At 46.0% G+C, this 15,912-nt stretch carries 9 protein-coding genes; all 9 read left to right on the top strand.

Annotated elements, in window-relative coordinates; translation table 11 throughout:
* Positions 1-225 precede the first annotated feature (225 nt).
* Complete coding sequence (locus HXW94_RS09895) at positions 226-2,994, top strand: phosphoenolpyruvate carboxylase (protein WP_178366737.1); 2,769 nt, start codon at positions 226-228, stop codon at positions 2,992-2,994.
* Position 2,995: 1 nt separating this feature from the next.
* Positions 2,996-4,147 carry a sigma-54 interaction domain-containing protein gene (locus HXW94_RS09890; RefSeq protein WP_246293824.1) on the top strand — a complete coding sequence of 384 codons (1,152 nt, stop codon included), beginning with the start codon at positions 2,996-2,998 and terminating at the stop codon, positions 4,145-4,147.
* Positions 4,148-4,408: 261 nt separating this feature from the next.
* Positions 4,409-4,768: a response regulator gene (locus tag HXW94_RS09885; protein ID WP_178366736.1), complete on the top strand. Its 360-nt coding sequence runs from the start codon at positions 4,409-4,411 to the stop codon at positions 4,766-4,768.
* A 180-nt stretch (positions 4,769-4,948) separates the two neighbouring features.
* Positions 4,949-5,461 carry a chemotaxis protein CheW gene (locus tag HXW94_RS09880; protein WP_178366735.1) on the top strand — a complete coding sequence of 171 codons (513 nt, stop codon included), beginning with the start codon at positions 4,949-4,951 and terminating at the stop codon, positions 5,459-5,461.
* A 66-nt stretch (positions 5,462-5,527) separates the two neighbouring features.
* Positions 5,528-7,864 carry a methyl-accepting chemotaxis protein gene (locus tag HXW94_RS09875; RefSeq protein WP_178366734.1) on the top strand — a complete coding sequence of 779 codons (2,337 nt, stop codon included), beginning with the start codon at positions 5,528-5,530 and terminating at the stop codon, positions 7,862-7,864.
* Positions 7,865-8,000: 136 nt separating this feature from the next.
* Positions 8,001-10,928 carry a hybrid sensor histidine kinase/response regulator gene (locus HXW94_RS09870; RefSeq protein ID WP_178366733.1) on the top strand — a complete coding sequence of 976 codons (2,928 nt, stop codon included), beginning with the start codon at positions 8,001-8,003 and terminating at the stop codon, positions 10,926-10,928.
* Between the two features lie 401 nt (positions 10,929-11,329).
* The gene (locus HXW94_RS09865; protein WP_246293823.1) at positions 11,330-13,711 is read left to right on the top strand and encodes a chemotaxis protein CheA; all 2,382 of its coding nucleotides are present in this window, start codon (positions 11,330-11,332) and stop codon (positions 13,709-13,711) included.
* Between the two features lie 25 nt (positions 13,712-13,736).
* The gene (locus tag HXW94_RS09860) at positions 13,737-14,795 is read left to right on the top strand and encodes a protein-glutamate methylesterase/protein-glutamine glutaminase (protein WP_178366732.1); all 1,059 of its coding nucleotides are present in this window, start codon (positions 13,737-13,739) and stop codon (positions 14,793-14,795) included.
* Between the two features lie 14 nt (positions 14,796-14,809).
* Entirely contained in the window at positions 14,810-15,721 is a 912-nt protein-coding gene (locus HXW94_RS09855) for a chemotaxis protein (protein WP_178366731.1), read from the top strand.
* The last annotated feature ends 191 nt before the right edge of the window (positions 15,722-15,912 follow it).

The following is a 15,912-nucleotide window of genomic DNA, read 5'->3' as shown; positions in this document are numbered from 1 at the left end:
CTTATAAGGATAAGGAATAGAGGCTGTGGGTTTCAGCCATTTAAAGTGCTTGCATTTTAATAAAAAAATTCTATTTGAGTCGTAAGTTTAATTCTTTAAATTACTATTTGATATAATTTTGTAACCTGACGCTTGATCCTTTTGTCAATTTCAGGCTGAATTTGACAATTTTCGTGGACTGATACATAGTTCATATATTTCTTAACCTATTAAATAAATAATACTATGAACACAGTTTTCACCCAAGTCAAAAATGCGTTGGGCAAGCCCTATGACGACCTTCACTTTCTATTAAATTGTTTTAAAGAAGTGCTGGAAGAAAATAATCAGCACCAGCTGGTTGATTTGCTTCCGTGGCTGAATTCGACGGTGCCGTCAGAGCCGGACCTGACAAGCAATAAATACATCCATATGATGTCGATGTGTTTTCAGCTGTTAAATCTGGTTGAGGTGAATGGGGCCGTACAAAGCCGCCGCCATAAAGAAGATGAGGACATGGCCCAGGTGAACGGACTGTGGGCCAATCAGTTTCAATACCTGACATCCAGGGGGATCACCGAGTCCCAAATTTTAAAGGTATTGCCTGACGTGCTGGTCGAACCGGTTTTGACCGCACATCCCACAGAAGCCAAACGCGCGGTGGTGTTACAGGAATACCGCGCGTTATACCTGCTGCTGGTTAAGCGCGAGAACCGGATGTACACCCGAATTGAACAAGCGGATATTCGGCAGGAGATCAAACAGATATTGCATCGCTTGTGGCATGTCGGAGAGATATATATTGAAAAGCCGCGATTGGCGTCGGAGCTGAACAATATTCTGCACTATCTGACCCATGTGTTTCCCAGTGTGATTATGATTCTGGATAAGCGGTTGCGCCAGGCCTGGAAAGAGTCCGGATTTGATCCGAATGCGCTGAATAATTCGGATGTACTTCCGGTATTGTCGTTTGGAAACTGGGTTGGCGGAGACCGTGACGGACATCCGCTGGTGACACCGGAGATCACCCGACAGACGCTTGAAAAACTTCGTATTCATGCGTTTTATATCATTAGAAATGAATTGAAATGTCTGGCGCAAAAGCTGAGCATTTATCACAATATTTCGGATGTAAGCAAGAATTTTGCGGCGCGGATTAAAGAACTCCAGGAGGAAATCGGCGTGAATGCCGATGTTGAACTTGAAGAACATGCCGAGGAGATCTTTAAGGCGTATGTGCTCGTTTTGATTCAGAAAATTCCCATTGATCTGAGCCGGGAGTTCAATTTTGAATTGGAAGATAAACCGAATAGTTACATCAAGTCCGTTGATTTGATTGCCGACTTGAGCTTGCTTCACGACGAGTTGGAAAGATGCGGGATCGGCCAGGTCGCCCATGTTGATGTTGGGTGGGCAAAACGAATTTTGAAGATTTTCGGGTTTTATTTAGCAAAGTTGGATATCCGTCAAAACAGTGATTATCATGAGAAGGCCTTGAAACAGTTGGTGACCGCATCACTGGGGGCTGACGCAGCCGCACGGATCGAAGATTCCCAGGAGGCCAGGCGGGCTTTCCTGGATCAGGAACTGAAAATCAACCGTCCGTTTCTGGTGCAGCATAAAAGCCTTGATCCGGAAGGACGAAATGTGATTGGGACCTTTGAGGTCGTCAGTGATCATGTTCAACGGTACACCTCCAATGCGTTTGGAAAGCTGATTGTGAGTATGACCCGAAATACCGAGGATCTGCTCACCGTTTACCTGTTCATGCGCGAAGTGGGTTTAATTGTGAAAAAAGAGGGCCGGCTCGGGGCGGTTCTGCCTGTTGTGCCGCTCTTTGAAACGATCGAAGACTTGAAGGCCGGCCCAGGCATTATGGATGATTTCCTGAGCTGTTCAATTGTGAAAAACAGTTTGCAGATGCAATCGTCGGAGAATCCCAATGGCGAATTGATTCAGGATGTGATGATCGGTTATTCCGACAGTAATAAGGACGGCGGAATGCTGGCCAGCGCCTGGTGCTTGTTTGAGGCACAGAAAGAATTGACCGGAACAGGCGAAAAACACGGTGTGAAAATCCGTTTTTTCCATGGTACCGGGGGGAGCATCAGCCGCGGTGCGGGGCCAAGCCATTGGTTTATCAAAACTTTGCCGCACGGATCAATCAATGGGAAGTTTCGTGTCACAGAGCAGGGCGAGACGATCGAACGAAAATATGCCAACCTGGTCAATGCGGCCTATAACCTGGAGCTGATGGTTTCAAGTGTCACCGCCCAAACCGTGTTGCACGAAAATACAAAAGGCAAGCGAGAAGACGTTGAAAGCTTATTCCGGCGGTTAGGTGATCGGGGCCGCCATTATTACCTGCAACTGATTTCCGATCCTGATTTTATCACCTTCTTTTCCCAGGCAACCCCGATTGATGTGATTGAGTCCAGCAAGATTGGTTCCCGCCCGGCACGTCGTACCGGGAAACGTTGCATGGAGGACCTCCGGGCAATTCCCTGGGTGTTCAGCTGGTCCCAATCGCGCTTCAATATTACCAGTTGGTACGGTGTTGGGTCCACGTTGAATGAGTTGAAAAACGAACACCCGGAAGAATATGAAAATTTACTTAATTTTGTTGAATATGATCCCTTGATTCGTTATGTAATGACCAATTTGGATAGCAGCCTGGCATCGACGGATGTACGGATTATGGAAAAGTATGCGTCGCTGGTTGAAGCGGTTCAGATTCGCGAGCGAATCATGGAGATGATTAAAACCGAGCTGTACTTAACGCGCAAGATGCTGGCTGATCTGTTGAAACGGCCCATTAACGAACGCCGCATTAATCATTATTACTCAACCATACTCAGGGCCGAGGCCCTTAATAATTTGCACGATGCGCAGGTTGAACTGCTGCGGAAATGGCGCAAAGCTAAAAAGGCGACGTCCAAAGAAGAAGATCATTATCTGTTTGCCCTTTTGCAGTGTGTTAATGCCATTGCCAACGCGCTTGGTGCAACAGGTTGATATGAATCAAAATCAGAACTATAATAAATTGATTGCGCAAATCAATCACCTTGAAGATCAGTTAGATAAAAAGCCTTTTCTTAACCAGGAACGGGATTTGATCCATAGTGTCTGCGAACGGCTTGGGAAAATTATCGAACGCATACAGACCGATGAAGCGCTTAAAGAGGTGGAAGCCGGCATAAAAGACCGGTACCGGTTTCAGAATATTATCGGCATGAGTCCGGCCATGCAGAACGTATATGATCAGATACTGACCGCTGCCAAATCCGATGCCAATGTTTCCATCTACGGGGCGTCCGGTACAGGTAAAGAACTGGTTGCCAGAGCCATTCATGATATGAGCCCCCGGAATGCCGAGGAATTTGTGACCATTAACTGCGGCGCCATTCCTGAACCGCTGATGGAAAGCGAATTTTTTGGCTATAAAAAAGGCGCCTTTACCGGTGCGGCATTTGACAAACACGGATATCTGGATCTGGCAGATACCGGTACCTTGTTTCTGGATGAGATCGGAGACCTGCCGGTAGGCATGCAGGTCAAATTGCTGCGGGCCATTGACGGCGGCGGATACTATCCCATCGGCAGCCAATCCAAGCATAGATCGGATTTCCGGATTGTTGCCGCCACCAACAAAAATTTAAAACAACTGGTTGGTGACGGATTTATGCGGGAGGATTTCTATTACCGTATTCAGGTCATTCCCATCTTTCTCCCCCCGTTAAAAGATCGAAAAGAAGATATTCCACTCTTGCTTGATCATTTTACCGATATGTACGCCCAAGACAGTCCCGTTAAAAAAATTCCCAACCATATTACGACACAGATTCTCAATCACGACTGGCCCGGAAATATCCGTGAACTACAAAATGTTCTGTTACGTTTTTTTTCAACCGGGGAATTTGACATGTCAAACAGGATCGTCAATCCTGGAAAATCTGCTGATGCCAACCGTTCCGATTCAATCGCAGACAACAGTAACAACCTTTCGCATGCCATTGAAATGGTTGAAAAAGAACAGATTGTCAATGCACTGCAATCGACAAACGGGCATCGGTCCTGTGCGGCGGCAAAGCTTGGTATCTCCCGAAGCACCTTGTTTCGCCGCATGAAAAAGCATGGGTTAATATTGAAACAAAATGTTCAATATTGACACAATACGCATAAATCTCCTTTTTATATCTCCGGGACGCCCGCGCTCCCAAGTTAAGGTATTTCGGTTTCATTTCTAAGGCTTCCAAAATGCAATTATTGTTTCAATATTGACACGTTGCGTTGCGTCGTGTCAGGCAAGTCATTGGATAATAATAAAAAAATGATGTATTATTAAATAGATATATATAGTTATGTTGATTTAACAAAATTTGGCACTATTATTGCCTCGTCTCTCTCCAGTTACTAATATGGAGACTGTATGAAAATCCTTATTGTTGAAGATGACCCCCAGATTGTCACGTATATTCAAAGAAGACTGGAAACATGGGGGTATGACCATCACGCCGTAAGCAATGGAACAGAGGCATTGCAAGACATTTTAAACACCGCATTTGATATTGTCTTACTGGATATCATGCTGCCGGACTACCTGGGATATGATCTCATCCCTGAATTGCGACAGATTGATCCGGATATCGACATTATCACCATGACCGGAGAGAGTTCCCGTGAACTAGAAAAACGTGTCAGAAAAGCGGGGGTTTTATACTACATGATTAAGCCGATTGAAACGCACAATCTCAAGCTTTTATTGGAACATCTGTGTAAACAACAGTAAAAAATGTTGGCCTTGGTCATATTTTAGGCCATACGGATTTCCGGTAGGTTGGGTTGAGGAACGAAACCCAACACCGATAAGTTGTTGGGTTTCACTTCGTTCAACCCAACCTACGCTGTGGCCGATGTTAGGACCAAACCCAAAATGTTGACTCTGTTGTTTATCAAAAAGGAGAAGCGAATGACCAAAGACAAAAGCCCCATGGATCAAGCCATCAAGGAGACCAGCATAAAAAATGGAAAATACCTGACTTTTTCCCTGGAACAGGAAGAATACGGCATCGGGATTCTAAAGGTAAAGGAAATCATCGGCATGATGCCCATTACATCCGTTCCCCGGACCCCGCGGTTCGTTAAAGGGGTGATTAACCTGAGAGGAAAAGTGATTCCCATTGTGGATTTGAGAGCCAAATTCGGCATGGAGAGCATTCCATATACCGAACGAACCTGCATTATCGTTGTAGAGATTGATTCCAAGGATGCCACGGTACTCATCGGCATCGTGGTGGATGCAGTATCTGAGGTTCTCAATATCCATGGAGATGAAATTGAAGACACCCCGGCCTTTGGTACCCATCTGGATACTGAATATATCATGGGGATGGCCAAAACAGAGGGCGGGGTCAAAATTCTGCTGAATATCGACCGGGTTCTTTCGATTAAAGAAATACAAAATATTCAAGGTGTTATGTGACAAATACAACCCCAGTGACAGCACTTTTAAAATAAAACATATTGATTAAAGAAAGGGAGTACAAAGATGAAAAATCTGAGTTTAGGAATTAAAATATCCGGGGGATTTGGGTTATTGATCCTCATGGCCATTGCGCTTGGCGGGATGGCGGTCTGGAAGATGAACACGGTTAAAACACAGAGTGTGATGCTGGCTGACGAATACGTCCCCGAAGTGGAGATGGCCATGGAACTCAGGGGGGCTGTAAACCGGCTGATGTATGAAATGCGGGGGTATGGATATACCGAGGACGACGCGTTCTATCAAAAAGCCCAGGAAGAGATGGCGGCTGTGGAAAAAGCATTGGACGCGGGAAGACTTCTGGATGAAAAAGCCGTGAATCTTGAAAAGCTCAAGGGTAATCTGGACCAGGCGACCCAGGGGATTCATGATTATAAGGCATTAATGGAAAAAACCGTGGACACCAGTGTCGAAATGGCAAAGAACCGCGAAACATTGTATAAATCCGCAGCCGAATACATGACCAACAGCAATGCCCTTCTGGCCCATGAAAACGAGTTATTTGAAACAAACTTGGCCGAACGGCAGCATAAAATCGCCCAGGTAAGCCAATTGGTTGATATCGGTACGAACGTCCGGGTGATGAACTATAAAGCCCAGGCCAATAATCAGCCGGACATGATTAATGCGGCGGCCGATAAACTGGACAGTGCCTTCACAGTACTCGATAACCTTCGATCCATCAGCAGTGATCAAGGAGACATCCGGCGCATTGATGCCACCGCATCCGCCGCCCGAAATTACCAGGATGCCATGAAGGCCTTTGCTCCGGAATTCAGAAAGGGTATGCTGGGGGATCATGATATACTGGCCCGGCTCAAGGCCCAAATGGACAAAAATGTAGCAGTCTATACGAACAATTGTAATGAATACCTCAAAGGGCAGCAGGAAAAATTAAGCCGGGATATGATGGATCGACACCATAAAATAACCCTGGTGAATGATGTGATAGATTTGGGAAATGATGCGCGTATCGGTGCATTTAAGGCCCAGGCACTGAGAAGTCCGGCAGTAATGAAAACCGCCATGGAACATTTTTTCAAAGTGAATGACAAACTGGATGCCCTCAAAGCCGTAACCCATTCATCAGAAAACCTGAAAAAAATTGAAGCGGTCCGGCAGGCCGGCAATACCTATAAAACCGCCATGTCTGATTTTCTAACCAACTGGATCCGGCGTGAGGAGATCGGTCATCAGCGTGTGAAAGCCTCTGAAATGACCATTGCCGCATGTAATACCACGGCTGATACCGGCATGTCCGCAACCAATGATGTTGCCGACGGCGCGGTCGCGTCCCTTGGCAATGCCTCCACAGTTATGACCATCGGTTTGATCGCCGCGCTTATTGTGGGATGTTTGATCGCATTTTTCATCACCCGGGGCATCACGGTACCGGTGAACCGGATTATCGCCGGTCTGAATGAAGGTGCCAATCAGGTGGCATCCGCCTCCTCGCAAGTATCGTCCTCCAGTCAGTCCATGGCGGAAGGCGCCTCCCAACAGGCAGCATCCATTGAAGAGACCTCTTCCTCCATGGAAGAGATGTCCTCCATGACCAAGAAGAACTCCGAAAATGCCAGCCATGCGGATCACCTCATGAAAGAAGCCAACCAGGTGGTTAAAACGGCCAATGATTCCATGGATGATTTAAATACCTCCATGAGCGAGATCTCAAAAGCCAGCGAGGAAACCTCCAAAATCATCAAAACCATTGATGAAATTGCATTCCAGACCAATCTTCTGGCATTGAATGCGGCGGTGGAAGCGGCCCGGGCCGGTGAAGCCGGGGCCGGATTTGCCGTGGTGGCGGATGAGGTCAGAAACCTTGCCATGAGAGCCGCGGAAGCCGCCAAAAATACCGCAACCTTAATTGAAGACACCGTAAAAAAGGTTAATCAGGGCGCTGAACTGGTCTCCACCACCAATGAGGCCTTTTCACAAGTGGCCCAAAGTTCCGGTAAAGTCGGGGAGATCGTGACCGAAATATCCGAAGCCTCCAATGAGCAGGCCAACGGCATTGAACAAGTCAATTTAGCGATCTCGGAAATGGATAAGGTGGTACAGCAGAATGCCGCCAATGCCGAGGAATCGGCGTCAGCATCAGAGGAAATGAGCGCCCAGGCCGAACAGCTCAAGGAGTATGTGGGGGACCTGGTACTTCTGGTCAAGGGCAGCGGCAGCCAAAACGAATCGATATCCGGACGGACGCATATCAAATCCATTGCTTCTTCCCCAACATCCATGTATGCGACGAAGAAAAAGACGTTGGGCCAGGCATCATCCAGAGAGGTCCGGCCGGACCAGGTGATTCCGCTGGATGACGATGATTTTACTGATTTTTAATCCAGTTCCCAAATAACTTAGCCTAGGCGCGCGGGCGTCCTGCCGGTATCGTTACTGCGGGCGGGACGCCCGCGCGCCCGGATCCTGAAATATGACCAAGGCCGGATACTCAATTCTTGATTTTGGATAATGTGTAATGGTCAACGATAAATACAAAAACGATTTTTGGACTCAGATTCCCGGGCTTAAATTTCCTGGAATGCGGTCCTACCAGGTGACCGTGGCGGTTATATTCGGATTGATCGGATTCTTCGTTAATTTTCTGGACATTGAATTTTTAAAAACCGGTGACTTTAAAATCAGCATTCTGCCGGGGGTATTTTTTCCCCTGATCATTGCCTTGGCCTGGGGCTGGCGCTACGGACTGCTTTGCGCCCTGGCCGGCGGATGCCAGACCATGTGGTGGCTCTGGTACGGGGACGGCTGGGGGATCTTTTACGCGGTACCGATTTTCACCTTATGGATTGTCTGGCACGGCTGGTGGGCCGACCGCCGCTCCGACAGCTCGCCCTGGTATATGACATCCTTTGCCGTGGAGATTCCGTTCCGTATCGTTTGTGAACTTGGCTTTCTGATGCTATTTCCATGGCTGCTCTCTTTGAATCCACCGCCCTGGGATTCCTTGCTGCTACAGGACCATGTGAGTTCGGCCTGGCTCCGGACGGTGGGCATCAAACACACGGTAACGGCCTATCTTTTTCTGATGGTGGCCTATGTACTCCTCAGCCTGGGATCTGTCCGGCATTTTTTCGGCCTGTCATCACGACGGGCCCAGGCCGATACCATGGTCATATATATCACGGCCATGCTGTTCGGCCTGGTTTTGTGGATACTGGATGTGCTGACGAATTACTTTTTTTTCCCCAATACGGGACAAACCTTCTGGGGCCTTGCCGTGCATGGGGCAAGCCCCAAAGAGCTGTTTTTTAGATCCTTTTATGTGATCGCCGCCTTGCTTGTTGGGATTGTGCTGGATCGCTTTAACCGCAACCGCGTCAGACTGCAGGAGCGCCTCGACCACCAGAACCGTGTGCTGGCAGCCATCCGTAACGTCAACCAGCTCATTGTCGGAGAAAAGGATTCGGACCGTCTTTTAAATAAAGCGTGCGCCCTGCTGGTGGAAACCCGCGGCTTTTATAACGCATGGATCGCTTTAACCGTGGACGGGCGGCCAAAGGAACCATTTTATCATGTGGGGTTTAACGGCGAATTTATTCCCATGGCCGAACGTCTGCTTGCCGGGGATATACCGGCCTGCGCCAAAGCGGTGCACAGGTCCGGCAATGTTCAGGTAAAAGAAAATCCGTTACACCATTGCAAGGGGTGCCCACTGAGTGATTCCTATATCGTTCGGGCCGGATTGTGCGTGGGACTGAATTACGCAGACAGAAATTTTGGCTGGCTCAGCCTCTCCTGTCCCAGCGAATTTGCCCACGATGCCGAAGAACACGACCTCATAAAGGAAGTGGCCGGCGACATTGCCTTTGCCCTGTGGTCCATTGAAAACGATAATCAACGTAAAACCGTTGAACGTCGATACGCAGACGTATTGGCGGTTTCTGTGGATGCGGTGGTGGCCACGGATATGGATGACAGGATCACGGTGTTCAACCCCAGCGCGGAAAAAATGTTTAATTGCCAGGCACAAGAGGCCCTGGGGTCCCCCATCACCCGCTTTTGCCCTGAAGATTGCCTGGCCGAACGGGAACAAATGATGCGCCGTTTGCATGAAACCGGGGAAGTAGCCAGTTATGAGTCTGAAAGATTGACTGCCGATGGCCAACGGATATGGGTGGAATTCTCAAAGAGCATCAGTCGAGATGATCTGGGGCATCCACAGGGCATTAATTCTATTTTACGGGATATCAGCGAACGGAAAAAAATGGAACAAGAGGCGTTTCGGTTACAAAAACAGATGCAGCAAGCTCAAAAAATGGAATCCATTGGTTCTCTGGCCGGCGGTATTGCCCATGATTTTAACAATATCCTTTTTCCGATTGTTGGGTTTTCACAAATGCTGATGGAAGATTTTTCTGAAGACAGCACCGCATATCAACATGCCAGGGAAATCCTGACAGCAGCCGGAAGGGCGACCGAGCTTGTCAAGCAGATTCTTTCTTTCAGCCGTCAATCCGAAGACAAAAATATACCGGTCCGATTTCAAAGTATTGTCAAAGAGGTGTTGAAGCTGTGCCGGTCAACCATCCCAAGCAATATAACCATCCATCAGGAGATCAATTCCCAATGCGGTTATATAACGGCAAACCCGACACAACTGCACCAGATTCTCATGAACCTGATGACCAATGCCTATCATGCCATTGCGCCGGACCATGGAGAAATATCATTAAGGCTTTGTGAAAAAGAATTTTGCCGGGAAGATATCCCGGCCTTTTCACTCGAACCCGGCCGATACGTGATGCTGTCCGTTTCCGATACAGGTGAAGGGATTGCCCCTGACATCATCGATAAAATATTTGATCCCTACTTTACCACCAAGGAGAAAGGCAAAGGTACGGGATTGGGGCTTTCTGTTGTTCACGGCATTATTAATACCTATGGCGGTGAGATAAAAGTGTACAGTGAAATCGGGCAAGGAACGACCTTTAATGTCTATCTTCCTTTAAAAGAAAAAGCGGTTGAACCCCCAACTGCCCAAAAGACGAAAATCAATCCCACGGGTACTGAACATATTCTTCTGGTTGATGACGAGAAACCGATTGTTCAGATGGAGAAAACCATAATTGAACGCCTTGGCTATCAGGTAACATCCCGTACCGGCAGTATTGAAGCCCTGGAACTGTTCAAGGCAAAAGACGGGGCATTTGACCTGGTGATCACGGATATGACCATGCCCAACATGACCGGAGATCAATTGGCAAAAGAATTGTTGGCTGTTAATCCGGATATCCCGATCATCATAGTTACCGGGTTCAGTGAACGGATCAACAAAGATACCATAGAGACCCTGGGGATCAAAGGCGTTCTTATGAAACCTGTTGTAATATCTGATATGGCACTGGAAATTCGACGCGTATTAGACGAACGCCAAGGCATTGCTTAGGAATGGGGGCCTTGGTCATATTTTAGGCCATACGGGTTTTCGGTAGGTTGGGTTGAGGAACGCAACCCAACGTCGATAAGTTGTTGGGTTTCACTTCGTTCAACCCAACCTACGCTGTGGCCGATGTTATGAGCAAACCAGATTTTTTATTTTGGGCCAAACGATGATCATGACCGGAATGGGTCTTAAATAACTTGCTCTTTTGCTGTGTCGCAGGATATTCTGTATTGCTGAATCAAATTAATAAAATTTGGAAAAAAAATATGCCATATGAAATCATAATATCAACGACCGAAAGTCTAATCTCCGAACTTATCTTATCTGATCCGAATAAACCGGATTCGTTAAAACGGTTATTGCCGATCCTCAAATGTATTCATACCCAATGCACGAAAGCCGCCTTGAACTTCGAAGCAAAAAAAATCTTAACGGCCAGACATATCATTGATTCTATTTTAAAGAATGGACCAACGATTAACGGCAGCCGGTTTTCTGATCTGGAGCGTATTCTTTCTGAGTTCAGGGATCAGATAAAGCGTCTTGATCCCAACGAACTCGACAAGGCGATTGAGATGGAAGTCACAAAAAAACCGGATGATGAAACAGAGAATAGCGAATATAGTGAACTAGAGGTGAAGTTAGATGCGTTATCCATGCTGATTGCCGGGTTCTGCCCCGGGGAAATTCCTGATTTGGGACAAATGCTCAACACCCTTGATGATCTGATCAATATTTCTCAAGACAGTGATCTTAAAATTTTTTGTGACATTTCAAAATGCTGCAAAGCATATATAGAGGAGATGACGCTTAAAAACCTGGATGACACAAATCCGGTTGAAGAGGTCATTACCCTGTTAAAATCCATATTGACGTATTCGAAAAAAGGGGAAGCATTTACATTTGACTATTCAGATGTCCTTGAGATGCTGGAAGAGAATCTGTCAAGAGATGATATTAAAGAACAATCCGCGCAAATCGAAAAAGAAGACACCGATCATACCATTCAAAGCGCCCCTGAAAAAATTTCTGATGATGACATGGAAATCCTCACTGATTTTATTTCAGAGGCGGAAGAAAATTTGAATACAATTGAAGTCTCCTTGATCGAGCTGGAACATGATCCGGAAAATACAGATATCATTGATGACATATTCCGGCCGTTTCATACAATAAAAGGGGTTTCCGGGTTTTTATCCCTGACGAAAATCAACAAGCTTGCCCATGCCACCGAAAATTTGTTGGACAGTGCCCGAAGTGGTGATTTTATTATCAGCCATAGCGTCACAGATACGATTCTGGCGTCTGTAGACACCCTGAAGGCGCTTCTTGACAGGGTAAAGCAGGGTATTCAGACAGGTCACAGCGCGTCGGATGATGATATTGATGTCGATGCTTTACGGCGTCATCTCACGTATCTTCAGACATCCCTTACCAAAGGCGGAAAAGAGCCTTTGGGGCAAATCTTTGTCCGTAAAAAAGAGCTGACGTATTCCGACCTCGATCAGGCGCTTGAAATTCAAAATAAAAATTCGCATAAAAAACTCGGGGAGATTCTGGTTGAAGAGAAAAAGCTGGCACCTGAACAGGTTGCCTCAGCCTTGATGGAGCAGTCTCCCGTTAAAAAGAAAATGGATGTGCAGGTAAAGGTCAGCACGCAGAAACTGGATGATCTTGTGGATTATGCCGGAGAACTTGTTATTGCGCAATCCATGCTCCGGCAGCAGACTCAATCGGATGCCCTTATCAGTAAGACGGTTTCGCAATTGGGACAGATCGTAAACAATATGCAGAATATTGCCATGTCCATGCGTATGATTCCAATTAAGGCAACATTTATGAAGATGATCCGCCTGGTCCGCGATCTTTCTCGAAAATCCGGAAAAGAGATCCATTTATCCATGACCGGAGAAGATACTGAGATTGACAGAAATGTCGTCGATGCCCTTTATGAGCCCATGGTACATATGATCAGGAATGCCTGCGACCATGGAATTGAAGCACTCTCGGAACGATCAGAAGCAGGCAAGCCTGCCCAGGGCAATATACATCTTTACGCCTATCATAAAGGCGGGAATATTGTCATTGAAATTGAAGACGACGGTAAAGGCCTGGACAAAGATAAGATATTGGAAAAAGCCCAATCAACCGGATTGATTCAAGGCGATGAGCAAATGACCGATGCCCAGGTATTTGATCTGATCATGCAGCCGGGATTCTCCACGGCAAAACAGGTAACAGACGTATCCGGTCGCGGGGTAGGTATGGATGTGGTTAAAGATGGTATTGAAAAATTCCGCGGTCATCTTAGCATTGAGTCAAAAAAAGGAAAGGGCACTAAATTTATTATCAGCTTGCCCCTGACACTTGCGATCATTGACGGTATGCTGGTCGGCGTAGATGATGAAAGATATGTCATTCCCACCATTGCAATTCAGAAAGCCTTCAAACCAGGGCAGGGCGAATATTTTACTGTAGAAAATAAAGGAGAAATGGTCAAAGACCGGGGTAGTCTGATCCCTCTCATACGATTGAATGAGATTTACGGAACCAGTAACAACAAAAAATCCATAGATGCGTGTTTGGTTGTGGTGGTTGAATCAAAAGAGGAAAAAAGAGCCATCTTGATAGATGAACTTCTGGGTAAAGATGAGTACGTCATCAAAAGCCTGGGCCACAGTATGGATGATATTCAGGGTATTGCCGGCGGTGCGATTATGGCTGACGGAAAGGTGGGACTTATTTTAGATGTAGACGGCATTTTTTCTATTGTTTCTCAAAAATGATCTCATCAAGGGAAAAGGATTCTTAATGGCGAACAATATCAAGGTACTGGTGGTGGATGATTCTGCGGTTGTAAGGAAAATTTTCAAAGAGCAGTTGAATCGGCAAAAAGGAATAACGGTTATTGATACGGCACCAGATCCTTACGTCGCCCGGGATAAAATTATAAAGTTGAATCCTGATGTTATCACGCTTGATATAGAGATGCCGCGCATGGACGGTATCACGTTCTTGAAAAAATTGATGAAATATTATCCGCTTCCGGTGATCATCGTCAGTTCTTTGACAGCAAAAGGCAGTAAGCTTGCCATGGAAGCCTTGTCCATGGGGGCATTGGAGGTGATTTCCAAACCCAGTGCGGCGTATTCAGTCGGTGATATGAGTGTGCAGCTTGCAGAAAAGATCCGGGCCGTTCATGGTGTGAAATTAAAAAAGCAAACGGTCGTTAACCGGTTGAGCGCGTCTATTGCTAAACCATCCCTGGCATTGGCGGAAACGACAAACAAAATCATTGCGATCGGCGCATCCACTGGTGGAACCGAAGCGATTAAAAAAGTCGTCACCGCAATGCCGCACAATTCTCCCGGTATGGTCGTGGTGCAACATATGCCTCCTAAATTCACCACCTCGTTTGCAGAACGTTTAAATGAATTGTGTCAGGTGACCGTCAAAGAGGCCCGGAACGGAGATACGGTAACAAACGGCATCGTTCTTATCGCCCCAGGTAATTATCATATGCTCTTAAAAAGAAGCGGTGCCCGATATTACGTGGCGGTTAAAACCGGGCCACTTGTCCATTATCAGAGACCGGCGGTTGATATTCTGTTTCGATCCGTTGCAAGGTATGCCGGTGCAAATGCATTGGGTATCCTTTTAACCGGTATGGGAAAAGATGGGGCCCAGGGTTTGCTTGAGATGAAAAAAGCAGGTGCCGTAACAATTGCCCAGGATGAGGCTTCCAGTGTTGTGTATGGGATGCCCAAAGAGGCCAGGCAGATTGGCGCGGTTGATTATGTTGAAGATATTTTAAACATTGCGGATCGAACATGCTTGGTGTTACAGAAAATGTTTATGACTAAGGCCTAATTGGGAGAATGTGTATGAGTGAAAAGGGTATATTGCTTGAGTCAGGCACTAACGAGATGGAGCTTCTTGCAGTTTTAATAAATGGCCAGTCATTCGGGATTAATGTTGTCAAAGTCCAGTCGATTCAACAATATGATCCCAATCTCATTACGGCGTTACCCAATAAGGTGCCGGGTGTGCTTGGTATGCTTTTATACAGGGACCGTACAATACCGGTAATGGATTTAGCGCAAATACTTGATATCGAAGTAACACATAAAAGTGAAAAAGAAATCATTGTTGTCACTGAATTTAACAATGCTGTAAATGGTTTTAAAGTTCAAGGTGTTAAACGCATATTTCGATTGTCCTGGAAAGATCTGGTGCCATTTGATCAGGCGATCTGGAATACTGATTATTTTACAGGCTCTGTTGATATTGAAGAAGATCAAATACTTGTTATCGACCTTGAACATATTCTTTCAAATATTTTCCCTGATCTTATCATTGAAGACATTAATGAACAGAATCTTCTTAAAATTGAAGATATTGCAAGAGATCAACTGCAGATTATTTTCGCAGATGATTCTCCCACTATTCGAAAAGGTGTTTCCAACGCTTTAAAATCAGCCGGGTTTTCAAATATTACGGAGTTTGTGGATGGGGCCCAAGCGCTTAAGTATCTAAAAATCAAATTCAGCAACGGTGAACAAAATTTAGATAAGGTTGTTTTGATAAGTGATATCGAAATGCCCCGGATGGACGGATTGAGCCTATGCAGAAATGTGAAGCAGGACAAGAACCTTCGAGAGCTTTTTGTTGTGATGTTTTCAAGCCTGATCAATAAACAAATGATTGCAAAATGCGAAGGTGTCCAGGCTGATACATATGTCACCAAACCTGAAACAAATCAGCTGATAAAATTGCTGGATGAACGATGCCGTTGATTGATCCGGATCACTTTGTGGTGGGTGCTGGGTATTGGGTATTGGGTGCTGGGTGCTGGGTAGTAGGTGGTGGAAATTTCTATATCATCTATTCAATTACATTAATGTGATTGTTGCTTCGATTAAATAACAAAAAAGAAATTTTAGAATGCTTTTCCGGCATGATAATCTTTGCAACTGTGTGAAAGTAG

Source organism: Desulfobacter latus (genome assembly GCF_013389365.1).
GTDB lineage: Bacteria > Desulfobacterota > Desulfobacteria > Desulfobacterales > Desulfobacteraceae > Desulfobacter > Desulfobacter latus.
The sequence above is the reverse complement of the archived record's forward strand: the minus strand, read 5'-3'. Positions and strand labels throughout refer to the sequence as shown.